Below are 18,114 nucleotides of genomic sequence, written 5' to 3'. Positions count from 1 at the left end.
GATGAATAATCAACCCTTAATACGACTTTAGAGGACTTCCCCCTCTGAAACTTTATTAATTTTTTATGGTAGAGGGTTGCATCGTCAAAGTGATTGTCTATCCGGATTGAATAAAAGGGATATTTCTAGGTAGCATAGGATTTATTTCTTGTATGAAAGATTAGTCCTAAAAGTGCGTTCTCAATTTTGCTAAGAACACCCTTTTCTCCCTCCTTCTGGCTCAATAATGCTATTTAACAGGTTATCCATAATTTTTATCGGATGGTAACTAGTTCTATTGCGTGAAATGTTTTCAATAATCCAAGCCTTTCGTGTCCAATAACGATAATCTTTAGCACCTTCATCTTGTCCGGACTTGAATTTCCAAGATTGCAATCTGCTCCTTTATTAACCACTCGGAACAGATTGTATTTGCAGTTAAACGCCGTGATATAGAAAGAGCTGCAGGGCGAAAAAGGGAAAAGGAGTAATACCTTTTATATGATAATACTGGTCCAGGAAGAGCGGACCCCCTGATGTAAGGGAATGACCGATCTCTGACGGTACAAGAAGCCCTCCTATAGCACCTTTAAGGTAACCTATGATGATAATTATGCATCGACGTAAATCTAGTTAATGATTTCAAACAGAAAGCTTAAATAGATCCTGGATTAATAAAATTACCCAAAAGACGAAAAATCCAATATCCATACCACACTTTGTTAAAGAAGACGGAAATTTTCAACGTCCTAGAATTTTACAAATACGCAAAGTTGATGGTAACGGCTTAAGATCGGAGTGATAAACATTGAGTGATAGAGTACGGGTCGAAGTCACTTTTAATGAAAAAAAACATGCAGATATCCTAGAAGCCATGAAGCAATATGGTAGCCAAGCTGGTTTCCTCAAATTTGCTGCTGTTTACTTCTTAAATGCAACAAAAAACGAAGGTTCTACTACTGCTGCTCCAGCCCCTAAACAAAGCACTCAGCAGCCTGCTATAGAAGCTACAACTGCCAAACCAGCAACAGAAAAACGCCGAAAACTCCCTCCAGGTATTGGAGGACAAGCATTTACTTCTCGTATGAAGGATTAGTTCTAGATACGAACAACGGAGGAATATTATGCTACTAAGCCAAGTGGAAAAGAAAACGATTGAATCGCTTCATACAGGAGAGAGTTATACGTTCGGTGGAGTCACAACTGGTAAAAATAAGCGCTATGAAGTACAAAAAGTTAGTGATGTTGAATATAAAGTTGCGGTTTATGACCTGTTGATTCGTTTAGATGCCGATTATGTCAAAACCCCAAAAGAAGTCATTGATTTTATAGAAACAAATTAATTAGTAAGTTTTATGGAAAAGACAGTCTGTCTAGCACTAGTTTGATAGATGATCAAGGACCTATAACTATTCATATAAGGGTGTTCTCATCATGCCGAGAACACCCTTTTAAGTTACTTAAATTCAAATGATAAAATTATTTTAAGTAACTTAAATTAAAACACAATATTTTATTTTAAGTTACCTATTTTCTTTCCAAGGAGAAACATTGTTAGAACGCAGGACAGATGCTAATATGATGTTGTTGAAACACCCTTAACTAAAACAAAATTTACATATATAGGATTTCAGGATCAATTTCATATGATTATAATATTTAAAATCATATGAAATTTAATGTTGGAAGGAGTCACTATAGTGGGGATTAATGAGGCGATAACAACAAGAGTCCGTCTTCTTTGCAAAGAAAAAGGTTGGACAATAAACGAATTGATTAGACGATCCAATGTAAAACAATCGACAGTATCAGAGATTATGTCTGGAAGAACTAAGTATCCAACGATTATTACAATTGTAAAATTAGCAAATGGATTTGGAATCACTCTTTCGGAATTTTTTGATGATGATCTCTTTCTAAATCTAAATGATTACGATTAAAAACAAAAAATCGCTAGGTGAAAAAGTACACCGTAGCGATATCAAGAAAGTAATATACGATAGAATTAATTGAATAAAAATATTAAAGTAACTTAAATTCCTGATATTGCAATCTTTTAAGTTACTTAAATTAAAATGCTAAAATTGTTTGTAATCTCGCTGCTTTGGAACAATTACTTTGGAGAAAATGTCATTGGTTTTTGATTACTTTCCTCCATTTGCTCAATGATGCTATTTAACATGTTATCCGTAATTTTTATCGGATAGTAACCCGCTCTATCGCGTAAAATGTTTTCAATAATCCAAGCCTTTCGTGTCCAATACTGGTAATTCTTCGCACCTTCATCTTGTCCGGACTTAAATTTCCCAGGCTGCAATTCGGCTCCTTTATTAACCACTCGGAGCAGATTGTATGTGCGCTTGCGTTCATTGCGAACCAGCTTTAGTAGTAAGGTCAAATAATAACTGTCCTTTTCCATAAGTTCCTGTGTCGGTCGTTCTGCAGCTGACAGAAACACTACTTTTTCAGCTAGTAGCGGCCTTCTCATCCCGTTTTCTTGCACCTCATCCCGGTAGACTTCCATATCACAAAATGAGCAATACAGCCCCTTACCGACGGGTTCAACAGCTGAACCACAATACCCACATGTTTGCATGATCTGGCTCCTTCCTGGCCTTTTTCTTCATCCTTTATTTATAGAATCCGTTATTCTGTATGAAATAGTAAGCTCAGAAATCGAGGGATCCGGGAAAATGTTCTTCACCTAGAGTCGATTAGTCAAACAATTGGCTTCTCTTTTTGTTTTCCACTTCTACTATACTGGTTAATGAGTTCATCTAATAGCATCGATTGCTTTATTACAACCGGATGTTGAAAATCGTTATTGTATTCCTTAGCCAAGGCATTAAGCTGCTTTCTAGCTTGTTCAATACAGTCCCTGTTTTTTTCGATCAAATCAAACCCCTCCTAAGCGCATCTTTCTTCATCCTTACTGTTTTAGAATTGGGTTAAGAAGTTTTCGACTATAAATTGCCTTGTAATGATACAGCGTAGCGTTATCAGTATGCTGTCATATCTCCCCTGAGGCGCATCAAAGCGCCTTTGATCTTGGCTCCGTGCGGGGTGTAAAGCGAAGGACAGGAACATAGAGCGCCTTATCCGGGATGCTTTGTTTCCCGGGTTAGGCGCTCTTGTTATCGGCCTAAGTAACCCTGCAGCGGTGCGTAGCGGCTCTTAGGCGGGTGGTCTTGCCGCCTTAGAGCGGGTAGCATCAGCCCTAACATCTTTCTGTTCCTCTGAAGTCTCTGTCTTGCTTAAAATAAGCACCTCCAGCAGAAACAAGATCGTTTCCCCTGTAGAGCCTTAAAAGCTTCCTCAATCCTCCATTTATTTAAGGCTTGGTTTTAACCAAGCCCAGGTTGAAACCAGCTCTGAAAAAAGGATATACCTGGTGCTATTGCTCTAAACTTTTTTAAGGCGATAATTTAGGTAACCTATATTATAATAATTAAAGTTACTCAAAAGATAAGGAGTGAAACTTGTGAACCAGACTCATGATCCGCGCCCTGTTGGCCGTCCCTCTCAAGGAATCACCAAAAAAGTTTCCTTAACGCTAACCAAAGAAGAATGGACAGAAATTGAAGATTCGGGCAAGACTGTAGCTGCCTTTTTAAAAGATAAAATGAAAAAACAGCCTGATGTTACCCTAAGCCCTGAATCGAAAACGCAGCGTATTCCCATCTCCTATCCTCGCCCTCTAGCTGAAGAATGTTGGGACACCTATCTGGAGCGAACGGATGAACAACTACCATCTGACATTATAGATGCCGCGAAAGAGTCAATGTTTCAAATTCTCTATCCTAACCAAGCAGAAAATGTAATTGTAGAAGTAAAAGAACAGTACATATGCCCCTTTACGGGAAAACGGTTCGGATCTATGGATAAACTCGTTAGCACCGCGATCCCCACATTAATTCAGTGGTCTACTGCAAAAATAAATCGTGAACTAGAAAGAGCTGCGAAGCGAGAAAAGGAAAGGAAGTAGTGCTTTTTATTTAAATAAGAGGGGGTCCAGGGGGAGGAATCCCCCTGGCGAAACTCAATTCGCAGGGGCAAAGCCCCTGCCTCTTTAGTTACCATTTGCTTCGTCAAAAGTCGTGCCTAGTATATAATCTGTCGCCTTTTGGGCTTGTCCTGCGGCCTTTACTATTAACGTTGGATCATTTTTAAGTTTTCGGTGCCAAGATTGAATATAAGCGGCGCTGTTCTCGATGGTGCTGTTATCAATGCCGCATGTCGCGCAAAGCATAGCTGCTCCAATCTCGGCTATAAGTTCTTCCTTGGAATAGTTTTCATCGCCAAAGGCGGCGTATTCCTCGATGCCTGGCCGGTTTAAACGGCTCTGATGCCCACTGCTGTGTATGAGTTCATGAAATAAGGTCGAATAATACTCCTCTGCTTTTGGGTAGTCTTGTATGGGTGGAACACTGACCCTGTCTGGAGATGGCATATAATAAGCCCGTCCTGACGCGAAGCCGATAGGCGGAGCGTCTGCATATCCGTCTACAATAGCTTCCGCTTCCGCAATAGGATCATGGTCAAAACTGACCTCCTTCCGCTTGCTTTTTATGCCCTCGCAATCCTTTATATCAAACACCCGGTAATAGCGAAGCATCGGTATTTTCTCAGCTTCTCCGGTATCCGCATCTTCTTTTTCTAACCAGCGCCAGAAAACAACAATTTGAGACTTAGCGCCTTTTACACTGCCCCCAGCTTCCGTAAGCTGCTTATAAGTGGCGTACTCTCCCGGCGGCAATAACAGTGTATTAATCCCCCGGTAGGGCCGCTGCGATATCCAGTTTACCGCGCCACTAACGACCCACGGTCTGCGCCACGGCACCACACCCGCCGCGAGCAGTTCTAAAATCCGTTCCGTCACAATTTCATATACCGATTTCTTCATTGCCATGGTCAAAGTCTCCTCTCTGTGCCGGGAGAAACCCGGCTTAGCGGATTAATTTGCTTCTCGCTCTTCGCGAACTTCAATCGAAGAAATGTCCATTTCAAAATTCGCGAAACTCTCGCTTATGACCGCATCCATTAGTTCTTGAATCTTGTTCGTTATCAGGTGATATTCATTCACTCTCACCGTCCAAATGCAGTAATAGATCGGCTTTCTTTCATCTACTTTTCTAAGCATCCCTGCCCACTCACGGACTCTAGCGGGCGAAAGAGTAGCTACCATTTCCCTGTACTCGTCCATCGTGAGAAAATGTATTTTCACAGGCTGTTCGTTAAATACAAACAACGCTTTTTTATAAATGCCATGACACACCGTAAGTGCCGCTACTATTTTGGGTTTATGAGTTTTCATTTCATTACCTCCTGCTCCTGGATCTAAAGTGTAGGTATGGCAGCAACCTTAGTGGTTGCTGCCACCTGGGTTTTACTTACGGTCATTGTATTTATTCGTAGACCACTGAAGCAGGAATGTAATCGACTGAAGGAAAATTGAAAACAAAATGAGAATCAAAAGTAACATTTCCATTAGACTTGTCCTCCCTTTAACAAACTGGAATTTTGTGTTAATATGGGAGAGTAAGGGTTGTCAAAACCCCTTACTCTTGTTTCTTTACGGCTAGTTATTTAGGTTTCTTGGGCTTCGATCGGTGCGAACGGTCGGAGCCTTTTCCTTTATTTCTAGCCGTAAGCCATTCAATGAATGCTTTCACTACGCCGAGAAACTGTACAATTACTTGTAAAAATGCCGCTATCACGGCAAGCAAGACAATCGTTTCATTTTGCATTTCCTCACCTCCTTTCTGTTTTAAGGTTTTAGGTGTCAAAAGAGATTTTTTTGGACGTTGCCTGCCGCATGGCTGGCTTCCCCAAAGGGGAATTTTTTTCCCTTTTGACGCATGCTTGGGAACCCGTGCAATGGCAGTGCGGTCAAGGGATCAGCACACCAAAGTTTTTCTTCCGCTTCTTCTTTTTCAAATAGGAAGAAAAAGTTTTGTTGCCCCTTGACCGTATGCCCGCCTACTTGGTTTCCGGGAGGTTGAGGGGCGAAGCCGGAGGCTCGGCCTCCCGGAAACTTAGTAGGCTTTGCAGCGGGTTACCATGCGGAAGGCAAAAGGGAGAAAAATCATTCCAATAAAAAAGAACCGGCGTATGCCGGTTCTCTCCTTTTCCTGCTCTCCTTCACAGGTGATGCTTAATAATCCCTTGCATGATGATAAAGCGAAGCGGAATCATGATGCTATCTTTTTGCATGAGCTGCTTGATGGGAGCGAAGCAACGCGGAGCGGACATGATGCAGCCATGCCATCCCTGATTTCCCATCAAAGCGCCCTTGGTCTTTAGCTCCGTGCGGGGTGTAAAGCGAGGGACAGGAACATAGAGCGCCTTATCCGGGGCGCTCTAGTTATCGGACCAAGTAACCCCGCAGCGGTGCGTAGCGGCTCTTAGGTGGCCGATCTTGCCGCCTTAGAGCTGGTAGCATCAGCCCTAATGTCTAAATCTCTTCTATTTGACTCTTTTCACCACTTCGTATTAGCACTTCAGTTGTAACAAGATCGATCCTCTTTGCTAAAGCTAAAAGCCCATTTCTCAAGATCGCCCTGTCGGTTATTTGCCACAGGCAAAACTAAGACCAAGACCCATTCCTGCATCGGACTCCCAAATCTAAATGATTATTTCCTCCCAAAAATATCATCTTTATCAGCTAAAGCAGATATAGCATTTCTAGTAATTCTAGCTATTTCATCATTTTTTTCATTTCGAACCACAGAAGATAATAAAAGACATACAACTCTTTCTGGAGATACATCACTTAATCTTTTTATGTGATCTTCAAAAAATTCTTTAGAACCAAATTCAATACTCATTTTTTCTTTCCTCCTTGGATTTAATTTTGCACCTATGGTACTGAATTTGATTAATTTGATCATACACCGCATATAAAACTCTCAAATGGCCGTATAACGCATTTTATGTTTTTCTGTTAATTGGATACTTTGTTTTTCAAAAACCTTTACAGGGTAGGATTCTGCCTCACTATGATTACAGCAAGGCGACTAAATTCTAAGGGTATTAAATTTCCTCTAAGGCTCTCTCCATTTGATCCTCATTGGCTTTCACAGACTCACTATCAACTGCATCTGCACCTCTATAGGTATATTTCGAATTCTGCCAAAAATCAAATGCGAAACTAGGCATTGGTTCATTTTTATCCTCATAACTCGATACAATAACACTAGACTTGAATATATTGGTGAGCATATACTCAGCATCTGTTATGTCTTTTAAATATTCTTTGTTTTTAAATGCACTTATAATTTCATTCTCAAAAGCAGTGAGCTCCTCTTCTGAGGGAATATAATTATTAACTAATTCAAGCTCTACTTGGTCGAATTTCTCTGTTTCACTTTGATCAGAGTTAGCTATTTCTTTAATTTTAGTTCTCCAATCAATAGTTTTAGTTTCCTCTTCAACTTCTGTTCCTGATGGCTCTGCTTCAATTTCATCTTTTGGTGCTGGTTCTACACTTGGCTTATTAACCTCTTCAGATTTAGTTTGAGTATTTGTTGTAGTTGGGACTGTTTTAGTCTCAGCTAATTGCTTTTCTTGGTCTTCCGTTGGAATTAAAAAAAATAAAATTATTAAAATACTCCAAATGATTGCTGCCACTTTTGGCGCTTTACCTAATTTCCTCCAAGAGATAATCACCATAATAAAAGGTATACAAATCCAACCCAAAATTCTTAGAAACTTCATCTCCACTACGCCCCTATGAAATATTTTCCAGACAATTAATTATATAGGAGATTTGGTCCATTGTCGTTGCCTTTTTATACGGATTGATTGTTTACTATAGGTATAATTGGAACTACCTACTTTAGAGTTAATTTTCTTTTATTTTTGTATCAATTGTAAGGCCATCTTTAATTTCAACAAAAAAGCTATTGAGAAAAAAAAGACTGCAGGCAAACTAGTCTAAGCTAGTTTGCCTGCAGTCTGAAGCACCTTAACAGATGCTTTAATTTATCTAATACCCAATAACATTGTAACGTGAAAATACATGTATCCAAACACCAAACTGGTTACGATCATGTAAATCATCTGAAATCGTGAACTCTTAAAACTATTGATAAGACTCCACATAAATATGACGCCTACAAGAAAATAAACTATGTTCATATCCAATTGTGACCCTCCGTTTGTTTATTATTGAACAAAATAAAACTTTCTCATCTATGTTCTCCCAAAGATGTCATTATGTAGAACCGACCAGTAGCTACGAAAACGTAATACTACTAGTTAATAATATTAATGTCTAGTATAAAATATGGAAATATTAATCTGACTTTATAGAAGGTTTAAGTATTCCCTGATTTGTGCAGTTTCTACATTCAAACCTCTTCTTCTAATACATTATCATTCAACAAATGTTCCTTCTTTTTAAAAGGGTAGTTCTATTTGTATAACCACAAGTGGTTTATATAAATAGAACTACATGTGGTTTTTCATAATTCCTCGATGAAAAGAACCGGCGATGCCGGTTATCTCCTTTCCTTGTTCTCCTTCCTTGATTATGCTTAATAATCCCTTGCATGATGATGAAGCAAAGCGGAATCATGATGCTATCTTTTTGCATGAGCTGCTTGATGGGAGCAAAGCAACGCGGAGCGGACATGATGCAGCCATGCCATCCCTGATTTCGCATCAAAGCGCCCTTGGTCCTTAGCTCCGTGCGGGGTGTAAAGCGAGGGACAGGAACATAGAGCGCCTTATCCGGGATGCTTTACCCCGGTTAGGCGCTCTAGTTATCGGCCCAAGTAACCCCGCAGCGGTGCGTATCGGATCTTAGGTGGCCGATCTTGCCGCCTTAGAGCTGGTAGCATCAGCACGAGCGTTCTATCTCCCTTTCACTCTTCTTTACTTAATAAGTACCACCAGCTACCACACAATCGATTACCCTGCAGAAGATAAAAGCCCATTACTCCAAATAATCCTTTTAATTTATCCTTTCATTTGGTTGCAACCAAATGAAAGAAAAAAAGATGCACCCATCATTCAGGTGCACCCACGTTTTGAAACTAATATGTACGATCTTCAACCAGATCAATGCTTTAACTTTCCAAGGGAACGATATATACATCTATTCAAAGTAATTCCTAGTATTGGGTAAATGTATTTTTAGCCGTTTTCCCAATAATATTTGTGCCGATTCCGTCTACCGCTCCTCCGATTATACCGCCTAACACCGGAACAGCTTTGCCTAAATTTATAACGCCTTTTTCCCCAAACTTGGTTAGTAATCTAGCTCCTACTTTTTTGTTTATCGCCTTTATCACTTCGTTTGGAATCTTTCGGTATAGGGTCTGCACCTATGCCATATTGAATTGTAGATAAATGCAGTTCATCTTCCTTCACAAACCAAGTATTTGCAAATTCTTTAATTACCTTATTACATTTCCGCTAAAGCTTAGAATATAAAAAGAAGAGAATTGATTATCTCTTCTTTTTATATTATTTATGGCAACCCTCAGTTAGAAGTTACAAGCTTATTGAATTCATCTACCGCTTTATTGAAATCAGCATTAAACGATTTAGATTTCGAATACTCTGATGGTAAGTTTTCTACAAGCTCATGAATCGCTTTTTTGTAGAGCTGAAATTCCTCAGATTTCCATGTATTACTCTCCTTAAATTGAGCATACATTACGGATCGAATATTGATAATCATTTCATCAAATCTAGGGAGAAGTTCTATGGTATTAAGCTTAGAAAAAAATGAACTATTTTGTTGGAAATGAGTAAGTTTTTCGTCCCAAGCTATCAGGTTATTATAGATATCAAAAACATATCGAGTTGTTTCTTCTTTAGGTGCCTGTTCACTAAGTAGGTTGAAGAGAAAATCGACATCCTTTCCATAGTTGACAAATTGAATGTATTCTTCTGATCTCTTTGTTTTTTCTGTACTACTGTCTAGTAACTGAAAAGTGAATATACCAATTAAAATTATATTCAAGAGAACAGACAGCATTATAATTATATTATATCTTTTCAACTCGTAAACAATCCCCTTTCTAATCAAAAGCTTAGCCCGTTTAGGCAGAATACTAAACTAGCTAAGCTTCTGAAACTATCTATCAAAAATTAATTTAGTTTACAGTATGTTTAACATAAGCATAATTAGTCCATAATTTAATTCCCAGTGGAACTTCAGAATTAACCATATTATATTGAACTCTACCTCTGGAGATGAGGTTAACAGTTTTATTGGTGAATAAAGTCCAATTGAATTCAGCGGTTATACCAGACGTCTTACCATTTACAGCCTCATTAGCATTTTTCCAACTTATAGTATTGGGTAGGTTTAAATTAGCAGGTTTTTTAAATGTCACCCACGCTTCGTCATATGAAGGGCGATATGATGTAGTACCCGAAGTCGTTACTCCATTTGAAAATGCTTGAAGCACTTTTCCAACATATCCAACGCCAGGAACAATATAATCTATTAATTCAAATGAGTATGTAGACATAGTATAGGACTCATTTATTGTCCCAGGTGTCGTTGAAATAATCCTCAAATATTGTCCGTAGCCGTTACTATCCTCAACATTTAATTTTGCTTCGGCCCCATTAAGATAAACTTTATAGAAGTCTTTCCAATGGTTGTTTAATGTATCTAATCTTCCCCATATTTGAATATTAGTATATCCCACTTCCACGCCTTTCCTATTAGAAGTAGCCATTACAACGGTACTCCAATTATTTGCAACAGGATTGTTTTGAAGTTTGTAACTATAAGCATTACCTTGATGCTTAAATTGCAGTCCTTTTCTTTCTTGAATAGTGTTTATTGTATTACTTTCATCAGAAGTAGTAATATTCTCCTCTTGAACTTCATTATCTTCTAATAATATCTTTGTGATTTCATCGTCTTTCAAGAAATCACTATCGCCAAAAGGCAAGACAACTGCTCCATCTTCATATGTACCCATGGTTACGTATGAGAATCTTTCACCGGATTCTACAATTGAAGCAGAACTAATTGTAGTAACCATATTTTTTTCGTTTATATCTTTAATAGTTGTTTCAAAGGTTCCCCAAAGAAGGGTATTTCCAGAACTTAAAGTTGCAGTTTTGGTAGAAGCATCTTCAATTATAAAATCGAATGTATTACCTGCTATTGTCAGGGTTCCTGTTCCACCTTTACCAATATAGAAGTCTCCAGATGGCTTTAACTCTTGATTAATTGACAATGAATTATTGCTACGAGACAAGATAGAAAAGTTCTGGATTCCTATACGCGCTGCAGAATCAATGTTGTCTTCACCGTCAAATCCTGGTGGAATAGCGTTATTATTGTAACTATCAGAGGTTTCAAATATTATTGGATTAACATCATCCACAATCTGAGGACTTGCAACAGCTGTATTAACTACTAAAGATAGGCTAGCTATCGATGCCATTAATACCCTACTGCCCATAATCAGAAATTTTCTTTTGTTTTTTTTCAAAATCTTTTCTCTCCCCTTTAATCAAAATGAAGCACCACATAGAATAATCAAAATAGAAAATTATTCAAAATTTCAATTCTATGAGATTAGCACATTGATATTAATAAAACAATACAAAATTAGGAAAATATTAATTAGTAATTATTCAATATTATAGAATCTAGTCTTAAAATAAAGCTTATACCTAAAAATTCAACGTAAATATTCTATTGATATAGGAACGAATGTTTGATTATAATGATTAAAGCAAACAAAGAACTGAAAATTACGAGCATCGGGTTCATCAACTACTTATCAATAAATCGTTGCCAAGAAGATTGGTCCATCCTCTCGTAATGAAATGACAGCTTGCCTGAACCAAAGTTATAGATTCATGTCGTACACGCCCATCTGTCTCATTGAAAACTCATTATTTGATTTGACGGGTACAAATTTTGCTTTACGACATAAAGGTTAATTTTCATAAATTTTGAGCTGGAATCGAGCTCATGGAGATAGGAATAAAAGCCTATCGCATTAAGGCAAAAGGGAGAAAAATCTTTTCTATAAAAAAGGGAGCGAAGCAACGCGGAGCGGACATGATGCAGCCATGCCATCCCTGATTTCGCAACAAAGCGCCCTTGGTCCTTAAGCTCCGTGCGGGGTGTAAAGCGAGGGACAGGAACATAGAGCGCCTTATCCGGAAAGCTTTACACCGGTTAGGCGCTCTAGTTATCGGCCCAAGTAACCCCGCAGCGGTGCGTATCGGATCTTAGGTGGCCGATCTTGCCGCCTTAGAGCTGGTAGCATCAGCCCTAATGTCTAAATCTCTTCTATTTGACTCTTTTCACCACTTCGTATAAGCACCTCAGCTGAAACACAATCCATCCCTCTTTGCTGAAGCTAAAAAGCTCATTTAAGATCCGGGAAACTGCTCTTCACTGAGGCTTGGTTTAAACCAAGCAACCCAAATAAAAAAAGGTGCCCCCATGATTTAGGTGCACCTGTGTACTAGAACTCATCAGCTTTTACGATGGTTGACTATTTAATGATTCATTACCAATGGACTAAAATAACCTTTCATCCAATTTAAATCTTCAGTTCCGTTGAATAACCCTATTTCCCCTGAAAATAGTTCCCTCTTTGTCATATCTCCCTTCATGTAGTTGAATATCATTTGCATATTATGATGAATAACAAAGAGCTTACGATTTAAATCATTCGGCATAAAATCAATATGAGCGTAATGTGAGAATGGCCCATAAACTTGAATCTTAGTTTTTGGATCCTGCCGGTATCTTGAAGCAACTCTATGGTTTCCATCAATAATTAGCTTTTGGCTAGTTGGAGAATACCAAACTAAAATGATAGGTTCATTGCTTTTTAAAGCATTAGGTAAATAACTTTCCGTAATTTCATTTTTTTGAATGTAAGGGTATACTTCTTCCACGCTGACTTCGTTTGCTATCAATCTTCTATTTTGTATCATTTGGTTAATAAGGTGCCTCGCTCTATTGATATCCCACGTCACTGTGTATTCACCATTACAGTGAGGAAAGTACATTGTCTTTTCAAACGTATGTTGGCTATTTAAAAGGTATGGCTGACTATGATCTGCACTTGCCAGTTCATTCTTATAATTTGCAACAATGTCCACCAAATTAGGATACTGATTCACAATCTGTATCCCATTCAATTTAAAAACGGATTCATCAACAAAACTGTCTAATAAATTCCCTAAAGTATGCAAGAAAACACCTCTTTTTTTTCATTATAGGTAACTCAGTACTTAAAAGCCTGCTACTTAACAATCAACAAACAACATGCTTGTTCTATTGGGAGCTATCGTTACCCGTTACTGAAAAAATTTGATTATACCGAGGTATCTTAATGAAATAGCTGAGGAATTAATTTAGAGACATGTCTTTTAATCTTAATAGGATTATTCTTGTCCCTCAACATGGTTTGTGTCCAAAACTCCTTTAGACCAGCATCTTGATATACCTTTAAGCCTTCATTATTCGACTTATCCCCTTATCACTTTGTCATATTATCTCATATCTTCCATTTTCATTCAATTATAAGTCTGCCAACTAGATAATCAAAATGCTAAAAATGAAAGATTAGAAGAAGTAGATTGCCAGTGTGACGTAAAACAAAAACATAGCTTCATTTAGCTTAGGGAATACTCGTTTAATCCAGAGCCTGTAACCCTCCTATATAGAAAACGAACTTTGGCATCATTATGAAGATGACAAGCTTTATCCAAGGGTTTAGTCCAAATACCTTGAAATAAAATAAACCCGACTTCTACAAGCGAAATCGGGTTTTTACTATAAGCAAACTATACATGCAGAACTAAATTATCAATCAATCTTCCCAAACATCGTCCATAAGCTTTTTAATCTGCTTCTCACGATCCTTTGTTTCCGTATGATCTGGCTTCCATACTCCCTCTACCAAAGTAACAACATCCCCCGCTTTGACAGAAGCATCAACAGCGGACATAGAAACATCATGTGTCTGTCCATCGATTTCAATTACCGCAAAGTCACCTTCAAACCGATCAACGATTCCCCTCAATGCACCTGCCTCCTTTTTATCTTTCACAAGCTATACCGTCTTTATCTCGATCTAGTTTCGTGCTATAACCTGGATCACCTTCGTAAAGCGGTGCCTTCCCAGCTTCTCTCACTTCGGTACAGTTCTTATAATAAACATTCGTGTTTGTTTCCGTCTTTGTTACTGCAGTGTCTTTATTACTCGTCGTTGCTGCAGGTTCCTTTTTAGTTGATGCGGTATCTGATTTTTGACTGTTTGTTTCTTTATCTTTCGCAGCTGCAGTATACTTCCATTCACTAACAGATGGCTTAATGGTAGTTCCATCCGAGGTAAAGACAATCGTTCCCTGCAGATCGTTACGATAAATTTTCACATTCTTATTATGAAGTCTCTTTAAAATGTTATCCGTCGGATGGCCATAACTATTGTCACCTACTTGAATGACAGCATACATAGGATTAACCGCATTTAGGAACGACTGGCTGGTCGATGAATTGGATCCATGATGGCCTACAAGCATCACATCTGATTTTAAATTCACACCGCTGTTTATCATATCGCTTTCGCTTCCAGACTCCGCATCTCCCGTGAATAGAAATGAGTTTTTGTTAAAGGTAATCTTAACAACTGCACTCATTTCATTTTTATCATCATAGCTTTTAACGGGAGCAACCATTTTAATATCAAGCTGATCATCTAAATCGATCGTTACACCTGCTTTAGCTGTCGTAACTTTAAGACCTTTATTTTGAATTGATGTAAGTAAGGATTCAAATGTTTTTGTGTTGGAAGACACTTTTGGCATATAGATCTTACCGATATCAAAAGCATCTACGACTGCATCAAGTCCTCCAACATGGTCAGCATCTGGATGCGTTCCAATGAGAACGTCTACTTTTTTTACACCTTGTTTTTTCAGATAACTAACCATACGCTGCTCATCATCATTATTACCTCCATCGATAAGCATCGTTTTACCACTTGGTGTTTGTATAAGCTGAGATGCTCCTTGCCCTACATCTATGTAATGTACGGTTAGTTTACCTTTAGGGGCGGTTGTAGAAGGTTTGACTGCTTGTGTAGTTGTTTCCTCTTTTTTTTCTTCATCTTTTGTCGTTTCATCTTTCGTTGTTTCAGCCTCTGATGAATCTTTATCTGAAGATGTAATGATGGAAGAGTTGTTATCGTCCTTACTTACTGCTGGATCTGTAGTCTGTGCAGTAGTGCTGCTATTGTCTACTGGTGTCTCTGGTGTTGCTATTGTTGATCCGCATCCACTAAGGATAAGAAATACTAAACACGTTAATAAAACACAGTAACTATTCTTTCTAAAAATTGCCGCAAATTTCTTCATGCTAATCCCCCATACTTAAATTAACTTATTGCACCTGTCATTATTATATAAATCACAAGAAAAGGTAAGTTAAAAATTGACATGGCCGCTTATAAGTGTCCAAAAGTAGATTTTGCAATGCTTCTTAACGTAACCCACAATGTAAAATAGACCCTTCAACACGTGAAGAGTCTATTACTAATCAATCTACTTATTTTTCGCAGGAACCCTATGATTCAGGTGCACCCCTGTTTTAGCTCATATGTAGTTATAATATCCAGATGTGTCGTACATGCCTATCCAGTGGATTCTGTATCTTCGTCGTAATCATCTTCGTCGTAGACGTATTTTTTGTCGTCAGGAGGATATTCTACCATTCGATCATCCATTGTTATCACGTAAAAATCAAGAAAATGTTTGTGGACTTCTCCTTTGAACAGTTTGGTTTAGAGCCTCACACAGCCGATCTATAAAATCTTCGTAGTCTTCTATATCATTACAATTACATGATAATTTTGATATTTCACTATCCAAGTCTAGCGTTTTCTCATCTATTTCTATTAGCCCATTGCTTCCTGCCCAACCCCTTCCTGAGAACTTTCTTCCCTCAAAATCAAACTCAAATTGTTTTATCATAAGAATGTCCTCCTATACGAAAAATCAATAGTAGAGTCATAACATATCCTTTTCATACAAGCCCTTAGGTTGGGGATACAAAATAATTACATTAATTATATATTATACCATTATATCACAAATCAACAGTGCTGCATGTAGTTGTTCTTGTCTATGACGCTCGTTCTGATCAGCAATCACTACATTCAGTTCTTTTCCTAACTAAGCTTTATTCTGATCGTCATGTTCGTACTCGATCATCGCAATAAGCTTGAATATCTTTTTCGCATCATCTGCATCCAGCTCTTCCCGGCTCTTCTGCTTTTCCGCCTGATCAGTTGCTTCCAGTTGAGCCTGTATAGCTTCGATCTGAGCACTGTATACACTGTTGATTCGCTCTATCTCTTGATCAGCAGCCTTTTGAGTGGCTTCTAGGGGGATTACAAATGAAAGTCACAACGGCTGGTAAGATCACTGCACTTTTATTATGGCCTTCATGGTATAGGCAGGTTCGAATCCTGCAAAGGGTCTATATATTTTTAAGCTGAATTGAAATCAACTGGTAACCATTATAACGATAAATAAATTGAATATATTGTAAATATATTATATATATTCTATCGAAGTTAGTTAGTGCCTATGATGTTTTTTTGTGTTTAATTAACGTGGAAAAACGAAGAAAAATTTGTCGAATATATGCATTTACTAGGTCTAATTGCTTAAAATTCTACTTAAAGGTTTACAAAACTAATAATAATTAATAATTTGGATGTGAAACATTAATAACGCAAAAAAAGGAAAACACCAGGAGGAAACAGAATGAACTACAAAAAAGTCACAGCTACAATTTTAGCGGCCAGCTTACTCATTCCAGTCGCTGGACAATCTTTTGCTTATGGGTCAGTAAACTCACAAGTAGAAAGTGCTAGTATTGTTAATCTCAGAAGTTTAGATTCTAGTTCTATTGAACAATTGCTTGATTCACCAAAAGAAAATATATCTTTTGTTAAAGGTAATTATGGAGATTCTGAAATAGAATATACATATACTAGCAGTGGAAGAGAATGGAAGGCTATTGAGAAAACTTCTTCGGATTTCAAAAAACTTAATAGCGACATATACTTGAAAAATGATAAAGGTGAGTATGAGCTTTTTGTGAATTTTGAGATGGATATGGTATCAAGATATAAAGCTGAAATTACAATTACTCCGCAAAATGGGGAAGAGCCATTAAAAGAAGTTATTGATAATACACCTCAACAAGCTGGATTTGAATTTATTAATGAGCAATCTAGCCTCAGCGAAGACATAGAGACTAGAAATCCATCTGGTCTCCCAATTTCTGCTTGGAACCATTATGGTAATTTTTTCTATAATACTAAAATTGCAAAATATACTATTTCTTACGTAACTAACATTGTAGTTGGTTTAGTGGGTTATTCTGCTTTGGGACTTGCAGGTGCAATTGTTGTTAGTTCAACTACAGAATTAGTTGCCGAAATTGTTAAAGATAAAATTCCAGATATATGGTATACTGATAAAGTTTATTATAAAACTGTCGTTCCACCAAATCCAAATATGTTTAGAATGAAAGTTGCTGAGAAAACGACTCACACCTTCTATTCTGATAGCGGGAGAACAAAACATAGGAAAGGAAGTCCAATTACAAGTGAGGTATGGTTGGACGGGTACAAATAATAGTTAATGAAAAGAAAACTTAGCTTTAATTTTTTGAAACTTATAGCTTGTATTATTGTAGGCATACTCGTAGTTGCTCTTTATCATCTTTTTATGGGTACAATAAATGAAGTGAATTGGATCGAGTATTTTTACTTCTCGTTAGTTGCTGTGGTAGTATTTTTTATACTTCTATTTCTAGATCGAAAACGAAAAAATAAGAACTGAACAAATTTAAAAAAAGCCATCAAACCATTTTATATCTGGTGGCTTTTTTGTGTATTTATATCTACTTAATTAGTGAAATTTATCTACTTGATCAACTTTTTTCAGTCGTAGTTACATGAGGTGTATCTTAAACGGATTTTTATTAGATGACGGATTGTCAATCCAAGTGCGACACTTCTTCTTCAAATGATTCGTGAGCAGTTTTCCATCCCAAACATTTCCTTGGTCTGTTGTTAATAAGTTGGAGGGCGTGTTCTAATTCTTCCTCGGTCA

21 protein-coding genes and 1 pseudogene are annotated in these 18,114 nt (G+C 37.7%); 7 read left to right on the top strand and 15 right to left on the bottom strand.

Annotated elements, in window-relative coordinates; genetic code table 11:
- Nucleotides 1–787 precede the first annotated feature (787 nt).
- The 3 genes from PV403_RS23980 to PV403_RS23970 all read left to right on the top strand — a co-directional run bounded on the left by PV403_RS23980 (nucleotide 788) and on the right by PV403_RS23970 (nucleotide 1,919).
- On the top strand, nucleotides 788–1,075 hold the full coding sequence (locus tag PV403_RS23980) for a hypothetical protein (protein WP_213536110.1): 288 nt from the start codon (nucleotides 788–790) through the stop codon (nucleotides 1,073–1,075).
- Between the two features lie 28 nt (nucleotides 1,076–1,103).
- Nucleotides 1,104–1,322, top strand: a complete 219-nt coding sequence (locus PV403_RS23975) for a hypothetical protein (RefSeq protein ID WP_191805188.1) — start codon at nucleotides 1,104–1,106, stop codon at nucleotides 1,320–1,322.
- Between the two features lie 357 nt (nucleotides 1,323–1,679).
- Nucleotides 1,680–1,919, top strand: a complete 240-nt coding sequence (locus PV403_RS23970) for a helix-turn-helix domain-containing protein (protein ID WP_332086202.1) — start codon at nucleotides 1,680–1,682, stop codon at nucleotides 1,917–1,919.
- Between the two features lie 173 nt (nucleotides 1,920–2,092).
- Here the strand turns inward: PV403_RS23970 and PV403_RS23965 are convergent, their stop codons facing one another.
- Both PV403_RS23965 and PV403_RS23960 read right to left on the bottom strand, forming a co-directional pair.
- Nucleotides 2,093–2,575: a hypothetical protein gene (locus PV403_RS23965; RefSeq protein WP_332086201.1), complete on the bottom strand. Its 483-nt coding sequence runs from the start codon at nucleotides 2,573–2,575 to the stop codon at nucleotides 2,093–2,095.
- A gap of 122 nt (nucleotides 2,576–2,697) precedes the next feature.
- Entirely contained in the window at nucleotides 2,698–2,874 is a 177-nt protein-coding gene (locus PV403_RS23960) for an aspartyl-phosphate phosphatase Spo0E family protein (protein ID WP_191805316.1), read from the bottom strand.
- Nucleotides 2,875–3,460: 586 nt separating this feature from the next.
- On the opposite strand from PV403_RS23960, the gene PV403_RS23955 reads away from it, so the two are divergent.
- Nucleotides 3,461–3,964, top strand: coding sequence for a hypothetical protein (locus PV403_RS23955; protein WP_332086200.1), 504 nt, complete (start codon nucleotides 3,461–3,463; stop codon nucleotides 3,962–3,964).
- An 84-nt stretch (nucleotides 3,965–4,048) separates the two neighbouring features.
- On the opposite strand, the gene PV403_RS23950 is transcribed toward PV403_RS23955, so the two are convergent.
- From PV403_RS23950 to PV403_RS23940, 3 genes are all read right to left on the bottom strand, one after another.
- Nucleotides 4,049–4,888, bottom strand: coding sequence for an ArdC family protein (locus tag PV403_RS23950; protein ID WP_332086199.1), 840 nt, complete (start codon nucleotides 4,886–4,888; stop codon nucleotides 4,049–4,051).
- A gap of 45 nt (nucleotides 4,889–4,933) precedes the next feature.
- On the bottom strand, nucleotides 4,934–5,293 hold the full coding sequence (locus tag PV403_RS23945; protein WP_332086198.1) for a hypothetical protein: 360 nt from the start codon (nucleotides 5,291–5,293) through the stop codon (nucleotides 4,934–4,936).
- 268 nt (nucleotides 5,294–5,561) lie between these two features.
- A complete protein-coding gene (locus tag PV403_RS23940) occupies nucleotides 5,562–5,726 on the bottom strand; it encodes a hypothetical protein (RefSeq protein WP_332086197.1) in 165 nt (54 codons plus the stop codon).
- Between the two features lie 313 nt (nucleotides 5,727–6,039).
- Here PV403_RS23940 and PV403_RS23935 point away from each other — a divergent pair, with 313 nt between their 5' ends.
- On the top strand, nucleotides 6,040–6,282 hold the full coding sequence (locus tag PV403_RS23935) for a hypothetical protein (RefSeq protein WP_332086196.1): 243 nt from the start codon (nucleotides 6,040–6,042) through the stop codon (nucleotides 6,280–6,282).
- A 329-nt stretch (nucleotides 6,283–6,611) separates the two neighbouring features.
- Here the strand turns inward: PV403_RS23935 and PV403_RS23930 are convergent, their stop codons facing one another.
- Both PV403_RS23930 and PV403_RS23925 read right to left on the bottom strand, forming a co-directional pair.
- A complete protein-coding gene (locus PV403_RS23930; protein ID WP_160037186.1) occupies nucleotides 6,612–6,806 on the bottom strand; it encodes a hypothetical protein in 195 nt (64 codons plus the stop codon).
- A gap of 205 nt (nucleotides 6,807–7,011) precedes the next feature.
- Complete coding sequence (locus PV403_RS23925; protein WP_191805028.1) at nucleotides 7,012–7,695, bottom strand: hypothetical protein; 684 nt, start codon at nucleotides 7,693–7,695, stop codon at nucleotides 7,012–7,014.
- A 778-nt stretch (nucleotides 7,696–8,473) separates the two neighbouring features.
- Between PV403_RS23925 and PV403_RS23920 the strand changes: the two genes are divergently transcribed.
- Nucleotides 8,474–8,665: a hypothetical protein gene (locus PV403_RS23920; protein ID WP_160037184.1), complete on the top strand. Its 192-nt coding sequence runs from the start codon at nucleotides 8,474–8,476 to the stop codon at nucleotides 8,663–8,665.
- A gap of 430 nt (nucleotides 8,666–9,095) precedes the next feature.
- Here the strand turns inward: PV403_RS23920 and PV403_RS23915 are convergent, their stop codons facing one another.
- The 7 genes from PV403_RS23915 to PV403_RS23885 all read right to left on the bottom strand — a co-directional run bounded on the left by PV403_RS23915 (nucleotide 9,096) and on the right by PV403_RS23885 (nucleotide 15,957).
- Entirely contained in the window at nucleotides 9,096–9,275 is a 180-nt protein-coding gene (locus PV403_RS23915) for a hypothetical protein (protein ID WP_332086195.1), read from the bottom strand.
- A gap of 191 nt (nucleotides 9,276–9,466) precedes the next feature.
- On the bottom strand, nucleotides 9,467–9,991 hold the full coding sequence (locus PV403_RS23910) for a hypothetical protein (protein ID WP_160037183.1): 525 nt from the start codon (nucleotides 9,989–9,991) through the stop codon (nucleotides 9,467–9,469).
- 94 nt (nucleotides 9,992–10,085) lie between these two features.
- On the bottom strand, nucleotides 10,086–11,447 hold the full coding sequence (locus PV403_RS23905; protein ID WP_160037182.1) for a hypothetical protein: 1,362 nt from the start codon (nucleotides 11,445–11,447) through the stop codon (nucleotides 10,086–10,088).
- A gap of 1,024 nt (nucleotides 11,448–12,471) precedes the next feature.
- The gene (locus PV403_RS23900; protein WP_332086194.1) at nucleotides 12,472–13,176 is read right to left on the bottom strand and encodes a hypothetical protein; all 705 of its coding nucleotides are present in this window, start codon (nucleotides 13,174–13,176) and stop codon (nucleotides 12,472–12,474) included.
- Between the two features lie 620 nt (nucleotides 13,177–13,796).
- Nucleotides 13,797–14,009, bottom strand: coding sequence for a DUF3006 domain-containing protein (locus tag PV403_RS23895; protein ID WP_332086193.1), 213 nt, complete (start codon nucleotides 14,007–14,009; stop codon nucleotides 13,797–13,799).
- Between the two features lie 16 nt (nucleotides 14,010–14,025).
- The gene (locus PV403_RS23890; RefSeq protein ID WP_332086192.1) at nucleotides 14,026–15,342 is read right to left on the bottom strand and encodes an MBL fold metallo-hydrolase; all 1,317 of its coding nucleotides are present in this window, start codon (nucleotides 15,340–15,342) and stop codon (nucleotides 14,026–14,028) included.
- Between the two features lie 384 nt (nucleotides 15,343–15,726).
- Nucleotides 15,727–15,957, bottom strand: coding sequence for a hypothetical protein (locus PV403_RS23885; protein ID WP_191805056.1), 231 nt, complete (start codon nucleotides 15,955–15,957; stop codon nucleotides 15,727–15,729).
- A gap of 798 nt (nucleotides 15,958–16,755) precedes the next feature.
- Between PV403_RS23885 and PV403_RS23880 the strand changes: the two genes are divergently transcribed.
- Nucleotides 16,756–17,634: a hypothetical protein gene (locus PV403_RS23880; RefSeq protein ID WP_191805058.1), complete on the top strand. Its 879-nt coding sequence runs from the start codon at nucleotides 16,756–16,758 to the stop codon at nucleotides 17,632–17,634.
- Nucleotides 17,635–17,998: 364 nt separating this feature from the next.
- On the opposite strand, the pseudogene PV403_RS23875 reads toward PV403_RS23880, so the two are convergent.
- Nucleotides 17,999–18,114, bottom strand: a pseudogene (locus PV403_RS23875) (IS30 family transposase); the annotation flags it as partial.

Origin of the sequence: Paenibacillus sp. GYB006 (assembly GCF_036577645.1) — a bacterium.
Lineage (GTDB): Bacteria > Bacillota > Bacilli > Paenibacillales > Paenibacillaceae > Paenibacillus.
The sequence above is the reverse complement of the archived record's forward strand: the minus strand, read 5'-3'. Positions and strand labels throughout refer to the sequence as shown.